At 33.6% G+C, this 20546-nt stretch carries 22 protein-coding genes; 8 read left to right on the top strand and 14 right to left on the bottom strand.

Translation table 11 applies throughout. The annotated features are described in order from the left end of the window. Positions 1-9: 9 nt before the first annotated feature. Positions 10-381 (bottom strand): ribosome silencing factor, encoded by a 372-nt coding sequence (rsfS, locus tag J2W95_RS13575; protein WP_310007907.1) that lies wholly within the window; start codon positions 379-381, stop codon positions 10-12. 96 nt (positions 382-477) lie between these two features. Between rsfS and J2W95_RS13570 the strand changes: the two genes are divergently transcribed. Next, positions 478-1206, top strand: a complete 729-nt coding sequence (locus J2W95_RS13570) for a biotin--[acetyl-CoA-carboxylase] ligase (protein WP_310007905.1) — start codon at positions 478-480, stop codon at positions 1204-1206. Positions 1207-1284: 78 nt separating this feature from the next. Here J2W95_RS13570 and J2W95_RS13565 read toward each other — a convergent pair whose 3' ends face one another. Continuing rightward, positions 1285-1677: an SRPBCC family protein gene (locus J2W95_RS13565; RefSeq protein WP_310007903.1), complete on the bottom strand. Its 393-nt coding sequence runs from the start codon at positions 1675-1677 to the stop codon at positions 1285-1287. Between the two features lie 64 nt (positions 1678-1741). Beyond that, positions 1742-2383, bottom strand: coding sequence for an orotate phosphoribosyltransferase (gene pyrE, locus J2W95_RS13560; protein WP_310007899.1), 642 nt, complete (start codon positions 2381-2383; stop codon positions 1742-1744). A 7-nt stretch (positions 2384-2390) separates the two neighbouring features. On the opposite strand from pyrE, the gene J2W95_RS13555 reads away from it, so the two are divergent. Then, positions 2391-2993: an NUDIX hydrolase gene (locus tag J2W95_RS13555; RefSeq protein ID WP_310007897.1), complete on the top strand. Its 603-nt coding sequence runs from the start codon at positions 2391-2393 to the stop codon at positions 2991-2993. Positions 2994-3006: 13 nt separating this feature from the next. Here the strand turns inward: J2W95_RS13555 and J2W95_RS13550 are convergent, their stop codons facing one another. Further along, complete coding sequence (locus J2W95_RS13550; RefSeq protein WP_310007895.1) at positions 3007-4737, bottom strand: M14 family metallopeptidase; 1731 nt, start codon at positions 4735-4737, stop codon at positions 3007-3009. A gap of 276 nt (positions 4738-5013) precedes the next feature. On the opposite strand from J2W95_RS13550, the gene J2W95_RS13545 reads away from it, so the two are divergent. From J2W95_RS13545 to J2W95_RS13535, 3 genes are all read left to right on the top strand, one after another. Then, entirely contained in the window at positions 5014-6207 is a 1194-nt protein-coding gene (locus tag J2W95_RS13545; protein ID WP_310007893.1) for a BamA/TamA family outer membrane protein, read from the top strand. 292 nt (positions 6208-6499) lie between these two features. Next, a complete protein-coding gene (locus J2W95_RS13540) occupies positions 6500-7849 on the top strand; it encodes a DEAD/DEAH box helicase (protein ID WP_310007890.1) in 1350 nt (449 codons plus the stop codon). Positions 7850-8063: 214 nt separating this feature from the next. Beyond that, the gene (locus tag J2W95_RS13535; RefSeq protein ID WP_310007888.1) at positions 8064-8504 is read left to right on the top strand and encodes a hypothetical protein; all 441 of its coding nucleotides are present in this window, start codon (positions 8064-8066) and stop codon (positions 8502-8504) included. A gap of 70 nt (positions 8505-8574) precedes the next feature. Here J2W95_RS13535 and J2W95_RS13530 read toward each other — a convergent pair whose 3' ends face one another. The 5 genes from J2W95_RS13530 to J2W95_RS13510 form a co-directional block, all read right to left on the bottom strand. Next, on the bottom strand, positions 8575-9153 hold the full coding sequence (locus J2W95_RS13530; RefSeq protein WP_310007886.1) for a PhnA domain-containing protein: 579 nt from the start codon (positions 9151-9153) through the stop codon (positions 8575-8577). A 98-nt stretch (positions 9154-9251) separates the two neighbouring features. Continuing rightward, entirely contained in the window at positions 9252-10241 is a 990-nt protein-coding gene (locus J2W95_RS13525; RefSeq protein WP_310007883.1) for a phosphotransferase, read from the bottom strand. Positions 10242-10337: 96 nt separating this feature from the next. After that, positions 10338-10802 carry a pantetheine-phosphate adenylyltransferase gene (gene coaD / locus J2W95_RS13520; protein ID WP_310007881.1) on the bottom strand — a complete coding sequence of 155 codons (465 nt, stop codon included), beginning with the start codon at positions 10800-10802 and terminating at the stop codon, positions 10338-10340. Positions 10803-10889: 87 nt separating this feature from the next. Further along, positions 10890-11462, bottom strand: a complete 573-nt coding sequence (locus tag J2W95_RS13515; protein ID WP_310007879.1) for a TMEM175 family protein — start codon at positions 11460-11462, stop codon at positions 10890-10892. Positions 11463-11541: 79 nt separating this feature from the next. Continuing rightward, positions 11542-12513, bottom strand: a complete 972-nt coding sequence (locus J2W95_RS13510; protein ID WP_310007877.1) for a D-alanine--D-alanine ligase — start codon at positions 12511-12513, stop codon at positions 11542-11544. A gap of 117 nt (positions 12514-12630) precedes the next feature. On the opposite strand from J2W95_RS13510, the gene J2W95_RS13505 reads away from it, so the two are divergent. Then, on the top strand, positions 12631-13254 hold the full coding sequence (locus tag J2W95_RS13505) for a PASTA domain-containing protein (protein WP_310007875.1): 624 nt from the start codon (positions 12631-12633) through the stop codon (positions 13252-13254). Next, positions 13244-14284 carry an RluA family pseudouridine synthase gene (locus J2W95_RS13500; RefSeq protein ID WP_310007873.1) on the top strand — a complete coding sequence of 347 codons (1041 nt, stop codon included), beginning with the start codon at positions 13244-13246 and terminating at the stop codon, positions 14282-14284. Before J2W95_RS13505 ends, J2W95_RS13500 begins: the two co-directional genes overlap by 11 nt. A 63-nt stretch (positions 14285-14347) precedes the next feature. Here the strand turns inward: J2W95_RS13500 and J2W95_RS13495 are convergent, their stop codons facing one another. From J2W95_RS13495 to J2W95_RS13475, 5 genes are all read right to left on the bottom strand, one after another. Continuing rightward, a complete protein-coding gene (locus J2W95_RS13495) occupies positions 14348-15574 on the bottom strand; it encodes an ATP-binding cassette domain-containing protein (protein WP_310007871.1) in 1227 nt (408 codons plus the stop codon). Positions 15575-15661: 87 nt separating this feature from the next. Then, positions 15662-16303, bottom strand: coding sequence for a hypothetical protein (locus tag J2W95_RS13490; RefSeq protein WP_310007869.1), 642 nt, complete (start codon positions 16301-16303; stop codon positions 15662-15664). Positions 16304-16307: 4 nt separating this feature from the next. Further along, positions 16308-17738 (bottom strand): adenosine deaminase, encoded by a 1431-nt coding sequence (locus tag J2W95_RS13485; protein WP_310007867.1) that lies wholly within the window; start codon positions 17736-17738, stop codon positions 16308-16310. A gap of 53 nt (positions 17739-17791) precedes the next feature. Further along, positions 17792-19069, bottom strand: coding sequence for an MFS transporter (locus tag J2W95_RS13480; protein WP_310007865.1), 1278 nt, complete (start codon positions 19067-19069; stop codon positions 17792-17794). After that, positions 19069-19593: a GNAT family N-acetyltransferase gene (locus J2W95_RS13475; protein ID WP_310007863.1), complete on the bottom strand. Its 525-nt coding sequence runs from the start codon at positions 19591-19593 to the stop codon at positions 19069-19071. Before J2W95_RS13475 ends, J2W95_RS13480 begins: the two co-directional genes overlap by 1 nt. A gap of 166 nt (positions 19594-19759) precedes the next feature. Here J2W95_RS13475 and yaaA point away from each other — a divergent pair, with 166 nt between their 5' ends. After that, positions 19760-20518, top strand: coding sequence for a peroxide stress protein YaaA (gene yaaA, locus J2W95_RS13470; protein ID WP_310007860.1), 759 nt, complete (start codon positions 19760-19762; stop codon positions 20516-20518). The last annotated feature ends 28 nt before the right edge of the window (positions 20519-20546 follow it).

Raw genomic sequence — 20546 nt, 5'->3', positions numbered from 1 at the left:
ATTATTTCTTTAATATTTGTTTTCGATTTTAGTGATTTTAGCATCACCCCAAAGACTTTCAATGTTGTAATATTCACGGATGTGTTTTTGGAATACATGTACTACAATGTGAACATAGTCCATCAATACCCATTCTGCTACATCAGAACCTTCAACATGCCAAGGTTTGTCTTTTAAATCTTTAGAAACTGTTTTTTGAATAGAGTTGACAATAGCATTCACTTGAGTGTTTGAGTTACCATTGCATATGATGAAATAGTCGCAAACTGCTGTGTCTATTTCTCTTAAGTCTAAAACATCGATATCACTTCCTTTTACTTCTTCTATCCCTTTTATAATGTTCGCCAATAGAACATCATTGTTTATAGTCTTTTTCGCCATTTATTTTTTTATATAAGTTTGTAAAGTTACCATTTTTTGTGATTAATTTTGAACCTTAACATAATATTAAATTATGTTTTACAAAAAATAGTACACATGAAGCTAATCAAACTCGATGCCATAGATTCTACGAATGAGTTTCTAAAAGGTTTATCGAACAAACAAGACGTTCAAAATTTTACTGCAGTTACCGCAGAGAATCAATTGAAAGGGAAGGGGCAGATGGGGGCTAAGTGGGATTCTGAGTCTGGTAAAAACCTTATAATGAGTGTTTTGATTAAGGATTTTTTGTTTGATAATGAGACGGTTTTTAACCTAAATGTAGTGGTTTCATTAGCTGTAATTCGAACCCTAAAAAAGTACAATATTCCTGAATTAAGTGTAAAATGGCCAAACGACATTATGTCAGCAAATAAGAAAATTGGTGGCATATTGATTGAGAATAGCATAAAAGGAACTGGAGCGATTACCTCGATTGTCGGACTTGGGTTGAATGTAAATCAAATGCAATTTGAAAATTTGCCCAGAGCGTCATCATTAGCATTGATTTGCGATTCCTTTTTTGATAAAGAAGAAATTCTATTGGGAATCGTAATTGAAATGGAAAAAATGATAGCTGATTATAATGCAACAGCTTCTGATTTATGGGAAGAATATACCAGTGAATTATTTAAAATAGGTGTTCCAACGGCGTTTACAGATGAAAATGAAAGTAATTTTATGGGAATTATAAAAGGAGTTTCTTCAATAGGCAAACTTCAGATTTTTTTGGAAGATGACAGTATTTGTGAATACAATCTAAAAGAAGTGCAAATGTTGTACTAAGAGGAAATTCGTTCTTTATACCAATAAAAAAGCCTTTTAGTTTTTAGCTAAAAGGCTTTTGTTTTTTTTAGAAAAATATTAAAGTTTTGTCATATTGTTTGCCAAGGTCTCGATGAATTTCCCAATAGGGCCTTTTACCATCATTGCCATCATTGCATTAAATTCGCCTTCAAAATCTAGTTTTACAGCACTTGATTGCTCTGAAATAGTATCGATATTGGCAACTAAAGTAAATGGAAGTTTGTCGCTAGCAGCACCTAAAACAATTTTGTTTGGAGCTACTTTCTCTTTCATTTTTAATTTGATTTCGGGCATTCCTTTTAATCCAAAAATAAAAGCATCTTCTCCAATAACTTCAAATTTTGCAATATTATCGGGCATTAATTTTTCGAAGTTTTTTACATCGCTTAATAAATTGAATAATTCTTGACTTGATTTTTCAACCGTAACTTTTGGACTTTCTAAGTTCATTATTTTGTGTATTGTTTGTTATTTTGTTTTAAAGGAATTTGGCCTAAAGTCAGAAAGCTACTATTTAGACTCCCCAAGTAGATGGAATTACATTCCATTCTCTCAAAGTTTGCTCTTCTTTTTCGGTAACATACTTTTTGGCAACAGCTAAATTCAATAAATTTTGATAATTGCTCAAAGTGTATAAATCAATTTTAGCTTTTTTGAAGTTTTGGTCTGCAACATCAAATCCATAAGTGAATATAGCTGCCATCCCTTTTATAACTGCTCCTGCTTCTCGTAAGCCTTCAACGGCAAGCAAACTACTGTTTCCAGTGCTAATTAAATCTTCTATAATTACTACGCTCTGTCCTTTTTGTAAAAAACCTTCTACTTGGTTTTGACGCCCGTGTTTTTTGGGCTCTGGTCGAACATATACAAAAGGTAATCCCATACTTTCAGCAACTAGCATTCCTATACCAATCGCTCCAGTAGCTACACCAGCAATAACATCTGGCTTACCAAATTGTTTCTCGATGTTTTTAGAAAATTCGTCTCTAACATAATTTCTTATGGCTGGAAACGAGAGGATTAAACGATTATCGCAATATATAGGCGATCTCCATCCAGAAGCCCATGTAAAAGGATTTCCTGGATTCAATTTAATTGCATTTATTTGCAAAAGCAATTCGGCTGTTTTTTCGGCTGTATCTTTATTAAAAATCATAATACAAATGTATAAAGTTTTTGTTAACGACAAACCACTTTTTTTGACAAATCAAATCTCCAAGGAGACTGATTTTCAACTTTTCCTGCTTGATAGCATTGATATTAAGCAAGTTATTGTAAAAATGTTTCAAAATAAAATTAAGAAAGCCTATCTCTATCACCCTGATGAGAGTGTGATTATGAAAACTTTGAAAGCAAAAATTCCAGTAAATAAAGCTGGAGGTGGATTGGTTTATAATAAAAAGGGAGAAGTTTTGTTTATTTTTAGAAATGGAAAATGGGATTTACCAAAGGGCGGCACCGATAAAGGAGAGCTAATTGAAGAGACCGCCATGCGTGAAGTGGAAGAAGAAACTGGCGTAAATGAATTGAAAGTTATCAAAAAACTTCAGAAAACGTATCATGTTTTTAAACGAAACGGTAAATACAAATTAAAAATCACACATTGGTTTGAAATGCAATCTACGTTTGAAGGCATTCCAAAAGGACAATTAGAAGAGGGAATTGAAAAAGTAGCTTGGTTGAAGCCAAGTGAAATACCTCAAGCATTGAAAAATTCTTATGAGAATATTAAACTTCTATTTGAAGAAGAAAAATTAATCAAATAATTAAAACAATATTTTAGTTCAGTAATCTGTAAACAGGATATTGTAAATGTTCTTTTTCATAGAATTTGGAATGTTTATAAACCCAATCCAATTGAGCTTCGCTATTTTTTGCAAATGCTGGATCATTATTGACTTTGGTTTCCAACTCTGTTTTTAAATTAGGGTTGTCTTTTAAAAGTTGGGCTGCCAAATCCTCAAAAACATATTCTGAATATCCTTCCTTTTGTTGTAAAATGCTGTCAAAAAAGTTCCAATTGAAGAACGAATCAACAGTTTCAGGTTCTAAAGTCTCCAGTAAATATTTTACCGCTTTTTGTTCAGTCGAAAATACATAATCTCCTTTTGCAAAAGCTTTCTTCTCAATAGTTGCCGTCAATTTTGTATTTCTATGCGGATAATGCCCTTCATAAGCTCTACTTGAAGTTTTATAATCGGCAATTTTATAACTTTCAACTTCGATAATGGTATCTTTTTTTAATTGCGTGTATTTGCAATTATTACTTTTTAATAAATCAATCACATTCCAATATCCTTTTGGGATAATATAGGCTTTCGGAATCGTAATATCTTTAACCGATTTATATTCTTTGATATATGGCACATTCTTTTGATAAGGTTTAGTTCTGTCATAGAATAATCGTTTCCCTGTAGTGACTTCACTTTTTTTATAAGAAGCCTCAAAACCCGAAAACAAAAAGGTTGTAGTCTTAGAACTGTCTATTTTCCATTCAACCGGATATGATTTTTTAGGTTTATATTGTTCTTCATTTTTAGTACGCAATTCTTTTAATTTTTTATAATTCAAATCGGTAAAATTGATTGTTGAAATCATATATTCATAAGTAGCTTTTACACGATCAGCATATTTTTTAAGCATATGGGTTTCAACTACAAATCCAATTGTGTTGAAAAGTGAAGTATAACCAGTTGTATATCTTGGCGTATCCGAAAATTGTACAAAACCATTATCAGGTGTTTCTTCGAATGCATTGACATAAGGTGTTGTTGGAATATTTTTTTGTTCCAAATCTTTTACAATAAATGGCATCATTTCGGTATTCATATAATCTCCAAGAACAGTTCCCAATTTATTGTGCTGTGTCATGATATAGGTCAGTTTGTATTGATAATCGGAACCATTACTCACATGGTTATCAATGAAAACGTCTGGATTTATTTTATGATAAATTGCAACAAAACTTTTGGTGTTTCTCGTGTCGGATTTAATCATATCACGATTTAAATCATAGTTTCTGGCATTGCCTCTAAAACCATACTCTTCAGGTCCTTCTTGGTTGGCTCTTGAAGAGGAATTTCTGTTCAAAGCACCTCCAATATTGTAAACAGGAATCGTAACTATAACTGTGTTTTTTGGGGTTTTTATTTTGCCTAAAGCTAAATCTCGAAACAATTGCATAGTTGCGTCTATTCCGTCTGGTTCGCCCGCATGTATTCCATTATTGAGAAGCAAAACAGCTTTGTTTTTTTGAATTTCTTCAAAATTAAATTTCTTTTCAGGATTGAAAGTAATCATATATAATGGTTCGCCACTATCAGTCAAACCCATTTTTTCCATTTTGACAGTTTGAAAATCTTTTGCCAAGAGTGTGTAATAATCTATTGTTTCTTGATAATTTGCCGATTGATTTCCATTTCCCTTTTCAAAAAAAGTGCGGTATTTATTGTTATTTTGAGCAAAAACGGAAACAGTGATCAGCAGGAAGCAAAAGCGTATTAATTTCATGAGGTAAATTTTGAATATAGATTTCAAATGTAATTAATTTAAAATTATTTTTTGCTTGAAATTGGGCTGAAGGCTTTAGAATGAATTAAGATAATTACAATTTGTTTTTTTGTACTAAAGTAAAATACATCACATAAAGATCTATTTTATTATGTATTCGTTTGAAAATTAGTGGATTTATCTTAAATAAAAAGCGTTTTTAAATTTGTTTATGCTTATTTTTGAGAGGTGAATTTTTACAATTAGTATTTTTTTGTATTCAAACTCTAAATTCAAATGAAAAGAACCTTTCTACTCCCTGCCTTTTTATTTTGTACTTTTTATGTTTTTTCATTTTCAAATAATGAGAAAGCGTGGCTATATAAAAAGGCAATTCTCGAACCAATGTTGGTTAGCAATTTGGATACAGTTAAAAAATCGGACACCGTCAAAAAGAAAGAAAAGAAATTTGCTTTTATGCCTATACCCACTTTGACTTATGATCGCTCTCAGGGAGCAGGAATTGGGGTAATAGCTATGGGACTTTTTAAGGCAGACAATTCAAAAAAAGCACCTCTTTCCAGATTGATGGGTGTTGGTAATTATGCCACGAATGATTCTTACTACTTTATGTTTGGGACACGTCTTTATCTTATGGAAGATTATTGGAGAATACTTGGCGCAGTTGGATACATAAACTATAATTTTCAGGCTTTCCAAACTTTTGAAGATGTAGATGGTGGTCAGGCCGGAGTTTATGAAACTCCTTACACCACAAAGGGAACTCTATTTGCATTCGCACTACAGAGAAGGGTTTTCGAAAATTTTTATTTAGGTATTGGTGGATTCATGATGCGGTCGGATGTAACTGTTACGCTTCCGGATGGTAATGAGATAGTGGAGCCTAATAATACTAATTCTCTATCCGTGCCGATTAGTTATGATACCCGAAACAGTATTTACAACCCAAGTGATGGAATTTTTGTTGACGGAAGATTTTCAATGATACCCGAATGGCTTGACAACGACAATGATTTCATTAAAACAATGTTGTATGTGAACCATTATAAGAAATTGGGTGACCACAAAATTTTAGCCAGTCGTTTTGCAATGAAAGCCAATTTCGGCGACGTTCCTTTTGCTTCGCAGGATTATATCGGTCAAACTGATTTAAGAGGATATACTCAAGGGGAATACAGAGGAAATCAAACCTATACGGTTCAAACTGAATTTCGAAATAATTTTTATAAAAAATGGGGATATGTTGGGTTTGTTGGACTTGGAATCGCCTATAGAAAATCCGAAGAAGGTGCAGCCGCTGGTGATTGGTATAATTCTGGTGCGTCATGGAGCAAGCCATTGCCAAGTATAGGTGCTGGAGCAAGATTTCAGGTAATTGAAAAGGCTGGTCAAAAGGTAAATGCAGGAATAGATGTTGCTGTAGGTCGTGGGGATTGGGGATTTTATTTTAGACTTACCGAAGCTTTTTAGAATTATATTAATAATCTTATTTTGATAATTAATTTTTTGGAGCAGAAAGATTTTGTTTTTTCAGGAAAGACCGTCCCGCTATCTGTTACAATCTTGTATGCCGAACCCCGGCACACAAGGATTTCCACTGCTATCGGGGCTAAAGGGAGATACTTTGCTTTTTTGCAATCATTCCAAAAAAATAGAAAAATAAACACAGAATTGCTAGTCATAAAAACTATGAAATTCTGTGATACAAAATGGGAGGTTCCAGTGTTGAAAACAAAGTGTTATTTTTGATTACCTTTGCAAAATGAATAAGAAACACCACTCCAACAATATATTATTGAATTTAGGCATCGAAAGCCTAAATGAAATGCAGGAAGTTGCACAAGATGTCATTTTAAATGATAATAATGTTTTACTGCTTTCTCCAACAGGTTCCGGAAAGACATTGGCTTTTTTATTGCCGATTTTCGAAATGTTACAGCCAGAAATTCTGTCTGTACAATGTTTGATTCTAGTTCCATCACGAGAATTAGGATTGCAAATTGAACAGGTTTGGAAAAAAATGGGAACCGATTACAAAGTAAATGTATGCTACGGCGGACATTCAATTGATACCGAAATCAAAAATTTAAGTAATCCACCGGCAGTTTTAATTGGAACTCCAGGTAGAATAGCAGATCATATCGATAGAGGCACTTTTCGATTGGATAAAATCCAAACTTTAATTCTTGACGAGTTTGACAAATCGCTACAGTTAGGTTTCCACGAACAAATGTCTTTCATTATTGGTAAACTTAGCAAACTGAACAAACGAGTATTGGTTTCAGCCACATCCGACATTGAAATTCCAAAATATACACGAGTTGTGAATCCAACGATCTTGGATTTTATTCCGACAGAAGAGGAGCAGGAAAGTAACTTGGCTACCAAAATGGTAGTTTCGAAAGAAAAAGACAAACTGGGAAGTTTGTTTAATTTGATTTGTTCTTTAAAATCACAACAGGCGATTGTTTTTTGCAATCATCGTGATGCTGCAGAGCGTATTAGCGATACTTTGAACGAAAAGGGAATTTATGCCACTTATTATCATGGTGGAATGGATCAGGATGAACGTGAAAGATCGTTAATTCAATTCCGTAATGGAAGTATGAGTTATTTAATTACTACAGATCTTGCTGCTCGCGGACTTGATATTCCCGAAATGAAGCATGTAATCCACTATCACTTGCCTTTGAAAGAAGATGAGTTTACTCATAGAAATGGGCGTACGGCTCGTATGTTGGCATCTGGGACAGCTTATGTGATTGCGCATGAGAGTGAGAAAAAAATGGATTATTTGGATTACGGTATGGAAGTGTTTAATGTAGAAAATTCAAACACACTTCCAAAACCTCCCGAGTTTCAAACTATTTATATTAGTGGAGGAAAGAAAAATAAACTCAATAAAATTGACATCGTAGGTTTCTTTTCTCAAAAAGGAAAATTGGAAAAAGGAGATTTGGGATTAATTGAAGTCAAAGATTTTATCTCGTTTGCAGCAGTAAAATTCAATAAAGTCAGGGATTTATTGCATCATGTAAAAGATGAAAAAATGAAAGGCAAGAAATTTAAGATTGAAGTAGCAAGAAAGGTGATTAAAAAAGAGGAGGAATAGAATGCAGATTTCAGATTGCAGAGTTTAGATTTTTATGTCTTTATAATTTTTTCTTCAGACTAAAATCTTATGAGTTGTAGTGTTAATTTACAAACAAAAAAAATAAATTACTGTTGATAAAAAGATAATAATAGAAAGGAGTTGTTTCTTTTTATTATTATGTTTGCTAACAAATACTTACCTATCAAGTATATCATTAAACCCCAAATAAATTATGAAAAAAATTATTGCGATTGCTGTTTTGTTTATTAGTTCTATTGGTTTTAGCCAAATTAAAATTGTTGAAACTGTGCCAGTTGAAAAATTGGGAAGGATAAATAATAGTTTTTATGTTCAAAAAATAGGTGATGACTTTACCTTTTTTTACACAACTGTTCAAAGTGAAGAAGAAGAGGCTGCTTTGAAAGCTTTTACTTTTAAAAATGTTGATAATGCTTATCAAAGTCTTTACAAAATTATTTCAAGTGGATTTAGCGCAAGTCCTTTGAATGATGTAAAATTGGAATTACCTAATAATTATGTTTGGTTACACTATATTGCAAGTTCTGATAAAACAACTGTACAATTTATGGTTTCAAACAAAGAAGCTGGTTCAACACATATTTCTGAACCATTATCAAGAGAGCAAGTTGAAAAATTATTTCAAAAAAGCTAATTGAAATAGTATTATAAAACAAAAACGTCCCAATTTATTGGGACGTTTTTTATTTTTATGGAAACCGAAATTATATTTTCTTAACGTATTGTGTAATAATTACAATTTGTTGTCCATCTACTTTTCCTTCAATGTATTCTGCATTTTCATGATCCAAACGGATGTTACGAACCGAAGTTCCTTGTTTGGCAACCATACTTGATCCTTTTACTTTTAGATCCTTGATCAACACTACTGAATCTCCATGGGCTAAAATCACACCATTTACATCGCGGTGTATGATTTTGTTTTCATCATCTTCTCCTTCACCTGTGGCTTGTGCCCATTCCAGTGTGTCTTCGTCAAAATACATTTGTTCCAAAAGCTCTTGAGGCCAACCATTTTTACGCAAACGGCTTAACATTCTCCAAGCTGAAACCTGTACTGGAATGTGTTCGCTCCACATGCTGTCATTCAGACATCTCCAGTGGTTTAAATCTTCATGTCCTGGATTTTCAATTTGATCTATGCAAGTAGTACAAGCAAAAATGCTTTCGTCCAATCCACCTTTTTTGGTAGGCAATATTTGGAATTCTTTTAAGTTCTCGGTGGCAGCGCATAATTCACATTGTGAACCGCTGCGTTTATTTAATTCTCTTTCGAAGCTCATTATGTTGAATGTGTTATTTTAGGTTGCAAAATTACGCTTAAATGGTAGGTTTTGCAAGTTAATGTTTTGTATGTCTTTGTCATTTCAATTAGACAATATTATTCGATTTGAATTTTATTATAAGCAATCCATCGTTTCAAATTCCCTACAAATCTTTTTAAATGGTCTTCATTTAAAAAAATGTTTGTCCAATTGTCATATCTGTCGCATTGTATACTTATGTAATATGTCATAATTGCTAGACAGGCAAAAGGTAAAATACGTCTTTCTTCTTCACTAATTTTAGTTATGGTTTCATAGCCTTTTAAAAAACTTTCTGCTTTAATTTGGTAATCGTTGTCATTTAGGTTTGTATAGTATAATTGAAATAAAAAGTAAGATATATCAAGACATAGCCATCCATTTCCACAAAAATCAAAATCAAAAAGTGTTACTTTATTTTCGGTATTAAAATGTATATTATCAAACCATACGTCCAGGTGAACAGCTCCATTTCTGATTTGATCTTTTTGTACATTATTAAATTCCTTTTGAAGAAAATTAGCAGTTTTTTCTAAAAATAATATCTCGTCAGATTCTTTTTTGAAAAATTCACGTGTTCGTTTAATAGAGTCAATAAGCAAAACAGTATTGTCGTAGGTTATTCTGCTTAATGTAAAATTTTCTGTTGATTGGTGGACTTTTGCTAATGCTTCTCCAATATAAAAACTTGTTTCAGGTGTGAATTTTGCGGATTTTGTGCCATCTGCAAACGAAAATAATACACCAAATCTTTTCCCCTCAGGAGCATTAATTTCTTGAATATATTCATTCAGATTATCGACTATTGGGAATGAAACAGGAGTATTGTTTTTATTTAAGTGGATTAGTAATCTTAACTCTTCTACTATTTCTTTTTTTGTTCTCCAATCAAAAGTATAAATACGAAAAACATATTTCTCATTACTATCGGTAACCATATAAACGTGATTCATTCCAGTTCTGAAAAGCTTACATTCCGTATTTTCGCTTAAAGAGTATTTATGTTGTAATAATTCTCCAAGCTTATTGGCAGAAAGTGTAGAATTTGTTACTGGAAATTCTGTCATCTATTTAGTTTTTTTGGATGGATTATTTTGGAATCTTCCAAGTTTAATTTCGTTCGTAAAGAAACTTAATTCTATTTTTCTGGTTTGGTATTAATATTACTTATGCAATTTGACCCTAACTGCTTTAGGAACCAGCATTTCGTATTCACCAAAATTTCTAATTACATCTCTAACGATACTGGAGCTTATGTATGAAGTTCGTGCTGCGGTCAATAAAAAGACAGTTTCTATTTTGGATAATCGTCTATTGGTGTGGGCGATTGCTTTTTCAAATTCAAAATCGGCGGGGTTGCGGAGTCCTCTTAATATAAAATCAGCTTTTACTTTTTGGCATAAATCGATGGTTAAACCCTCGTAAGTGATGACAGTAATTTTCGGCTCATTTTTGAATGTTTCTTCGATGAAACGTTTTCTTTCTTCGAGTGTAAACATGTATTTTTTTTCGGCATTGACCCCAATGGCAATCACGATTTCATCAAAAAGTGAAATGCCTCTATTGATGATGTCCTCGTGGCCTAAAGTGATAGGGTCAAACGATCCCGGGAATATGGCTTTTTTCATATGAATTTTATATTTTTTTATCGAAATATGGTATTGCCACTCTGTATTTCTATTTGTGATTTGGAATCATGGCGATTTCATTTCAATTTAGTTTAGTTGTTTTTCAATTCTTGAATCCGGAACAATCCAAAGCATCGCTACTGTAATATAAAGCAGACCAGAAATCCAAGGCGAGACAAAAGCCAATGGAATTGCCAATAGATATGCTAATGCTGATATTTTACCTTTCAGATCCTTTTCAACTGCTCGGTGCAAAATTGAATCTTTACCCTCTAGCTTTATAATTTTATTTTGGAGTAAATTGTAAGCAATAGCGCACATCAGTAGGACAAAGCCATAAATGCTCATAGGAACTGCTGCAAAATGATGTTCTCCAATCCAGCTTGTTGCAAACGGAATCAATGAAAGCCAAAAGAGTAAAAAAAGATTGCCCCACAAAATAGAGCCATTCACTTTTTTAACCACTTGAAACATATGATGATGGTTATTCCAATAAATCCCAACGTATATAAAACTCAAAACATAGCTTAAGAAAACTGGAATCAAGTGTTTTAAAGATTCAAAACTATCTTCTTCAGGTGCTTTTATTTCTAAAACCATTATCGTTATGATAATGGCTAAAACACCATCGCTAAAGGCTTCGATTCTGGTTTTATTCATGTTTTTTTAAGATTCTAAGATTCTAAGTTACTAAGTTGCTAAGTGTCTTAGAATCTTAGCAACTTAGTAACTCAGCAACTTAATTAAGTGCCAACTCAATAGCATTTGTAAATAAATCTTCCAGTGAAATCCCTGCTGCTTTGGCTTGTTGCGGAATCAAACTTTCGGTGGTAAGACCAGGAATGGTGTTCATTTCGAGCATATGAGGTTCGCCGTCCACAATGATAAATTCGCTTCGAGAGAATCCTTTCATTTTTAGCACTTCATAGGCGCGTTTGGCTATTTCTCCCACTTTTTGGGTCATTTCATCCGAAATTCTAGCCGGTGTAATTTCCTGTGATTTACCTTGGTATTTGGCTTCATAATCGAAGAAATCATTCTCGGAGATAATTTCGGTTATTGGTAAAACAGTTACTGTCCCTTTGTAGTTAATTACTCCAACAGAAACTTCGGTTCCGTCAAGGAAACTTTCTATGATGATTTCGTTGTCTTCTTTGTAGGCTACTTCAATGGCGATTGGTAACTCGGCAGCAGTTTTTACTTTTGAAATTCCAAAGCTAGAACCGGCCTTATTTGGTTTTACAAAACAAGGCAAACCTAGTTTTTGGACAATTTCGTCAGTGTTGATGATGTCACCTTTGTTTAGATAATATGAATTGGCTGTTTTGATTCCGTATGGTTTCAATACCGACAATAAATCACGTTTGTTGAAGGTTAATGCTGCTTGGTAATAATCGCAGGCAGTTTGAGGAATGTTTAATAATTCGAAATAAGCTTGCATCAATCCGTCTTCACCCGGAGTTCCGTGAATGGCATTGAAAACGCAGTCGAAAGTTTGTTTGGTCCCGTTTATGTTTACGGAAAAATCATTTCGATCAATTGGAAATTCGGCATCATTAGCATCAACATATACCCATTTTTCTTTAAAAATATGGATGCGGAAGGCGTTGTATTTGGTTTTGTCCAAGAATTGGTAAACTACGTTTCCGCTAATTAATGAGATTTGGTATTCGCTTGAATAGCCGCCCATGATGATGGCAATGTTTTTCATTTAATTCGTTTAATCGGTTAAACGTTTAACCGATTAGTCGATTAAACGTATGCTAAACAAAATTATCATTTTTTTTGAAACGAAATAGCTTTATCTTTGCGGGAAATAAAAATATTTATGAGCTTAAAAAAATATCTTACGAGTCGTGTATTTTTCGGACAGGTGTTGATTGCACTTGCCATTATTGCAGTTTTGGGTTATTTATTCATGCATTGGTTGACATTTACTACGGATCATGGAAATGAAATTGCGGTTCCCGATTTGAGAAAATTGACAGAGGAACAAGTAGAAGATAAGCTAGATGAATTGGATTTGGATTATGAGTTGTTGGACAGTGTAGATTTTAGAGGAGATTATCCAAAATATAGTGTCGTGGAGCAAGATCCTATGCCTGGAACAAAGGTGAAAGTAGGTAGAAAAGTATATATTAAGATTAATTCATCTGGGTTTTCGTCTGTTCGAATTCCTGATTTGATTGATAAAACATATCGTGAGGCAGTGCCAACACTTAAGGCATTGGGACTTGAAGCAGGAACAATCACTTATGTTCCAAATCTAGGAAAAGACATGGTCTTGGAAATGCGTTATAAAGGCAGAAATGTGAAAGTAGGAGATAGAGTGTTGAAAGCTTCAAAAATTGATTTGGTTTTGGGAGATGGAAAAGAGAGTTATCAAGAAGAAACTGCTGTAGATTCTACTACTGCTGTTCCAACAGAAGAAAAAACAACAGATGAACAATAATATTGAGCCAATAGAGGATTTAGACGAAGAGTTATTTGAGCATTTTCGTTATGAAGTTCCGAAAGGACAGGCGATTTTGAGGATTGACAAATACCTGATGGGTATGATTCCGAATGCCACACGAAATAAAATACAGAATGCCGCTACCGAAGGGAATATTTTTGTGAATGACTTGACTGTAAAGTCAAATTATAAAGTGAAACCCCTTGATGTGATTCAGGTAATGTTGTCACATCCACCATTTGAAAACAGGGTAGATCCAGAGGATATTCCGTTGGATATTGTTTATGAAGATGAGGCACTTTTGCTAATCAATAAACCACCTGGATTGGTAGTACATCCCGGTCATGGGAATTATACGGGAACTTTGGTGAATGCATTGGCATTTCATTTTGAGAATTTACCAATGAACAGTAGTGAACGTCCTGGATTAGTTCATAGAATTGATAAGGATACTTCGGGATTATTGGTTATTGCCAAAACTGAAGCAGCGATGACGCATTTGGCCAAACAATTTGAAGCCAAAACATCCGAAAGAGAATATATTGCTCTAGTTTGGGGTAATGTTACTGAAGAGCAAGGAACCATTGAAGGGAACTTAGCAAGACACTTGAAAGATCGTATGCAAATGGCTGTTTTTGCCGATCCTGAAATAGGAAAACCAGCAATAACACATTATAAAGTTTTGGAGCGTTTTGGATATGTGACTTTGATTTCATGCAGATTGGAAACAGGAAGAACACACCAGATTCGTGCGCACTTGAAACATATTGGACATCCGCTTTTTAATGATGAGCGTTACGGTGGTCACTTGATTTTAAAAGGAACCACGTTTACGAAATACAAACAGTTTATCGAGAATTGTTTCAAAGCATTGCCACGTCAGGCACTACATGCCAAAACACTTGGTTTTGTACATCCGAATACGGGAGAATTGATGCGTTTTGATACGGAATTGCCTCAGGATTTTAAGGATTGTATCGAGAAATGGAGAGGATACTCGAAATCACATCATGCTGAAGAAGATTAATGATAAAATATAAAAGCCTCAATTTTGAGGCTTTTTTATGGAATACAGTTACTTTATTTCGCTTTAAAAAAGATGTTTTATAATTCCTTTAGAACCTGTTGGACTTGGGGTTAATTCTAAAACAGAATTTGGAGAAAGATTAGGTTCTATTCGGTGGGAAACAAAAAGGATGGCAATATTGGTTTCTTTCTTAATCATATTAATGAGTTGTGTTACCAATATTACATTTTGATCATCCAAACCTTCTAGAGGCTCATCCAGAATTAATAAAGGTGGATGTTTGATTACAGCACGTGCAATAAGGGCAACTCTTTGTTGTCCAATGGAAAGGCGATTGAAAATTTTGTTTTTTAGATGGCTCATTTCAATTGCTTCGAGCCATTGTGCTACGATTCTTCGCTGTAAGGTTGTAGGTTCTGTGTATAATCCAATGGAATCGAAAAATCCGGAGAGAATCATTTCTTCCAAGTCGTAACTTTTATTGAATAAGTCGGTCATAGCTGTGTTGAAAAAACCGATTTGTTTTTTTATTTCCCAAACACTTTCGCCACTTCCTTTTTTTCTTCCAAAGAGTTCTACATCCTGTCCGTACCCTTTGGGATTATCGCCTGAAATTAGGGATAATATAGTACTTTTTCCTGAACCGTTAGGTCCAATAAGATGCCAAAAATCTCCTTGCTTTATGGTCCAGGAAAGAGAATCGATAATTGGTCTTTCATCATAGGAAACGGATACGGCATTCATTTTTATAAGAACACTGTCATTGAAAATCTCTTTATGAATTGGTATTTTATAACCATTGTTATCAAACGAATTATTGTCAATTCCGTTTACGGGTTTTAATTCAAATGTATTATCCGATATCAGTGCTTTATTGGGAATAAAAGGAAGTAAATCAATGGTTCGATTTACCAATTGAATAATTTGAACGGAACTCAAAATAGCCTTAATTGCCAGCGTTAATTCAATTCGTGAAGTATGGTCCAGATGATCCATAGGATTGTCCAGAATAATATAGTCAGGATTTTTTTTGAGGCAATATTTTAAGAATTCCTTTTTTCGTTCTCCTGATGAAAAGGAGCGAAGGTTTCGTTTGGATTCTGTCGTAGCTTCAATCGAATCGTATTGGTATTCTTCTTCGATTAATTTTTGAATGGAAATATCAGAATATAGGATTCCGTTTAACGAATTGAAAACCGACAATTCTCCTTGAATCTCCCCCGATAATAAAGTGTTTATAAAGGTTTTTTTGTCAACTTGATTGGATAAAAGGATGTCCCAATGTTTCATCTTGTATTATGTATTTTGCATTATAAACTAATTTTTAAAATTAGTTTCCAAAGACTTTAATTGATATATCAGTAGGTTTGATAAAAATTATTGTGACTTGAAAGGTTTTCGTTTTAATTCTTTTAATTTATCTAACACCTCTTTTTTTCGATATTCACCTCGATGTAAGAAATAATTACCGCTAGAATCCAAAATTATATATCCGCCATTTAATCCATCAAAGAAGAGGAAGTTTTTTTGAATGTAATTTTCGGCGTCTTTAATCCAGCCAATCTTATTGCCATGATAATAATAAAGATTTCTTACATCTGGATTTATTATCCACAAGTGATTTACTTTGTCAATTTTCCTAATTTGTTTTATATAATCATCTTCAAAAATATCCCAAGGAACCTGAGAACTGATTGAAGTTGGTTTAGGATCATTGTCTATATAATTTATTACTGTGAAGTTGTTTTTGTCCAAGTCATAAGTTTTCTTAAAATAATCAAGTGTTGATTCTTTTAATTTGCTTGTTACTTCCATCTTTATCAAATAAGAGACTTTTAAAGAGTCATCTTCATAAATAAGAGGATGGCTTAATTCCTTTTTTAAACTCAGATATTGACTCTCTGATATTTCGATTAATTCATTGTTAGAATCATTATTATAATAAGTATGCTTTTTAGTTTGAGAAAATAAAAAAGCAGACTGTGCTATTGCAATTAAAGTAATTAAAGAATTTCTCATAAAACTATTGTTTTTTAGTGTTTTGCTCAATATCAGATTCAAAAATCTTGAATCTGTTTTCCAAATTCTGGATTAATTGCTTTTTTACCACAGAATCTTGTATAAAACTATAGTTGATACTGTTGTAAACAAATTGTTTGATGTCGGTATAGGAAATGGTTTTGTATCTTTTTGCCAATAAAACATATTGCTCGGTCATATTGGTTCGCAATATTCCGGCATCATCTGTACTAATTACAATTGGTACACCAAATTTTTTGTACAATAAAATAGGATGACGATTTTCTTTTACTTTTAAAATAAACTCATTACTGGTAAGGTTGATCTCGATCGGAATGTTATTCTTAGCCATATAGCGCATTAAATCATAGCTCTTTTCTTCGTAGGCCATATCGACTCCATGTCCGATTCTATTGGCGCCAGCAGTATAAACAGCTGCATTGATATGCCAACTTAATTCTTCGGGACGAACCAATCCGAGAGTGAGTTCACCGGCGTGCATGGTATATTTTACATTTGGAAAACGGTTGTGGCAATATTTGAACATAACCATGTGTAACCAATAATCTTTCATGGAAGTTTCACCATCTTCTGGAGAAACAATATTAACACCTGCCATCAACGGACTGCTGTCGGCCGAGATAAAAGCAACCATTAAATTTTTGAATAAATCAACCGGTTCCATGAAACGCAAAACAAAATTTTGATAGCGCATCGTGAATTGGTTGTCGTCTATTTTAAGTTCTTTATGCATTTTAGCTACAAAGTTGGTATTGAAATCGGAAGCATATTTTTTAGCTTCTTTTTGATAGAAAATGTTATACAAGGAATCCAAAGATTGCATAACGACTTTTTCGTTTTTGCTTGCCGCAAATTTTCTTAAATTGGTATTGAATTTTGCCAAATCATCTGTTTTTATCGCACAGGGAATAGTCGATAATTGGGTTTCGATGTAGCTTACATTTTCTTTAATAGCTCTGTTTTTTAGTTCTAATAAACCGGCTTCAAAATTGTTTTTTGTGGCAGGTTCAAACTTCATAAAGGATTCAAAAAATAATTTATCCGAAGGGTAATCAACATTGTTGTAGTCTTTGACAGACCATTTTTGCATGATTTTCTGTTTGTAGGCATCCAATTCGCCATTCTTTTGTAAAGTCGAAAATAAAACCCAGTCAGCTCCTGACTCTTTTTCTTGGCTTACAGTCATGGTTTGAGTGTTGAGATAAAAATCTTCAGCAATGGCGTGAGCTAATAATGGTTCTGCATAAATCGAACCGGAATAATGGTGGTGTAAATCGCCGCCTTTTGGCATTTGAGCAAAGAAAGCTGTGAGTTCAACTTCATTATCTCTGATTTTTTCAAAATATTGATTGGCAGATTGTGCAAAACCTACTTGGAATAGGGTATAAAAAAGGAAGGTGAAAAATATCTTCATTGTATAAATTTCATTCAAATATAAAAAATAAATAGAAATTTATTTCATCTCATTTAAATAAAAGTTTCATTATTGCTTTCAGAATAATCTAAATCCACATGGAAAGTTTCCTTTAATTTCCATAGTGCCAATAGTGAAACGATTGATAATAAGGAACCAACGATCATTCCTGATTTGAGAATATCACCATCAAAAAGACGGTCACGGAAAAAACTATAGATCAAAATAATTAGCGGAAGCGAACCCCTAACAAAATTTGGAACTGTAGTTGTTACTGTTGCTCTGATATTAGTTCCAAATTGCTCGGCTGCAATGGTTACGAATAAAACCCAATAGCCGACAGAAACCCCCATTGCAAAACAAAGCAAATAGAAAGTTGAAACCGAAATTCCATAAGCATTCAAATAGACAAAAACCATGATTAGGTTAGAAATCAAAAATAGACACATGATTTTTTTTCGGCTTTTTACCCATTGGCTTAATAATCCACTAGCGATGTCTCCAAAAACCAAACCGCTATAGCAAAAGGCAATTGCTTTTCCAGCTGCAATAGTTTCGGCTTGTTGCACACCAAGGGCTTTAGCAAATTCGGGTGAAAAAGTAATCAAAACGCCCACCAAAAACCAAAGCGGAACACCAATAAGTATGCATTGAAGGTATTTTAAAAACCGTTTTGAGTTGGTAAACAAAGAGAGAAAGTCTCCTTTTTTTTCGTCGATTTGCTGTATTTTCTTGAACATTCCGGACTCGGTAATGCTGATTCTTAAAAATAATAACAAGATGCCAAGACCACCTCCTGCATAATAACATAGGCGCCAATCTTGGAAAAATTGATAGACCAAATAAGCGGCAACCGCTCCCGAAACTCCAACCGAAGCTACAATCATAGTTCCGTAGCCACGTTTTTCTTTAGGCAAAGACTCTGCAACTAAAGTGATTCCTGCACCTAATTCCCCTGCAAGTCCAATTCCTGCAATCAATCTCCAAAACGCATATCCATCAACGGTAGTTACCATTCCGTTTGCAATATTGGCCACAGAATACAGTAAAATAGAACCAAATAAAACGGATATTCTTCCTTTTTTATCTCCTAAAATTCCCCATAAAATTCCCCCAAAAAGCATACCGAACATTTGCATACTAATCAAATATTCTCCTTGATCACGTATGGCATCTCCTGTTATTCCAAGATCCTTTAGACTATCGGTACGAACGATTCCAAAAAGCAATAAATCATAAATATCAACAAAATAACCAAGAGCGGCTACAATCACCGCGGCATTGAGAATTGATTTTGAATTTTTTGAAATTGATGGGGGAGTATTGGTCATTAGGGTTTGGTCTTTATTGGCAGTTTCATTAATAAATCGGTTTGTTGGTCATTGCCTAAAATAAAAATATGTTTGTCGAATGTGATAAAACCATTTTTGGCATAAAATTGTAAGGCTCTGTGGTTTTCTTCCCAGACTCCTAGCCAAATATAATCGACGTGATATTCTTGTGCAACTTTTACGGCTTGGTCAAGTAATAGTTGTCCAATTTTTTTTCCGTGAAAAGCTTTTAAAACATAAATGCGCTGGATTTCTATTGTTTCGTCTTTTATTGTTTCGGTTTGTGCATTTCCCAGATTTAATTTGAGATAACCAACGGGTTCGTTGTCACAAAAAGCGATATAAAAAGGAGAGTCAGGATTGTTTATTTCTGAAGTTAATTGCGCTGTATTGAAATTTTCCTGCACGTATTTCGCCATATTTTCAGGCGTGTTTATCTCTGAAAAAGTTTCGGTAAAAGATTTCGTGCTTATGTTTTGTATTGTGATAAGGTCTTCTAAATAGGCTCTTTTGATTTCAATCATTTCAATCGGTTTTATTTCTTTTAAAATCAAAAATAAGGAAAATAAACAGCATTCATTTTAAAAATCTATGAGCGCATTAAACAATTCAATTCATAGTTTCCGAATTCTAGATTTCAATTTGTACTTTTGAAATCACTAAAAAAGAATTCGAAAGCCCTTATTCAATATGAAAATTGTACTCTCTCCAGCCAAATCGTTAAACTTCGAACAAGAATTACCGACTACTCAATATACATCATCATCTTTTCTAAAAGAATCCAGACAGGTTCATAAAGTTTTGAAGCAACAATCACCTAAAACCTTATCGGAATTGATGTCTATTTCTGAGAAATTGGCCGATTTGAATTGGAAACGCAACCAAGATTGGAAAACTCCTTTTACACCCGAAAATGCACGTCCAGCAGTTTATGCTTTTGATGGCGATGTTTACACGGGATTGGACGCTTATTCAATTCCGATGGAGAAACTGGAACAGCTTCAAGATAGTTTACGAATTTTATCAGGTTTGTATGGTTATTTGAAACCATTGGATTTAATACAGCCTTATCGTCTTGAAATGGGAACGAAATTACCCATTGGCGAAAGCAAAAACTTATATGAGTTTTGGAAAAAAAACATAACAGCTTCATTGAACAAGGAGCTTAAAAAAGGGGAGTTGTTTATTAATTTGGCGAGCAACGAATATTTTTCAGCAGTCGATGTGAAGGCTTTGAAAGTTCCTGTTATTACTCCTGAATTTAAGGATTACAAAGATGGAAATCTGAAAATGATTAGTTTTTTTGCTAAGAAGGCGAGGGGATTGATGGTACGTTATATTTTGGATACCAATACCCAAACTCTTGATGATTTGAAGGGATTCAATTATGAAGGTTATCAATTTGACGCTAATTTGTCGAAGGGGAATAATTTGGTTTTTACGAGGTAGGGTTTAGTTGATAGAATTCAGAACTTAG

The sequence above is a fragment of the Flavobacterium granuli genome (assembly GCF_031456055.1).
GTDB classification, from domain to species: domain Bacteria; phylum Bacteroidota; class Bacteroidia; order Flavobacteriales; family Flavobacteriaceae; genus Flavobacterium; species Flavobacterium granuli_A.
The sequence above is the reverse complement of the archived record's forward strand: the minus strand, read 5'-3'. Positions and strand labels throughout refer to the sequence as shown.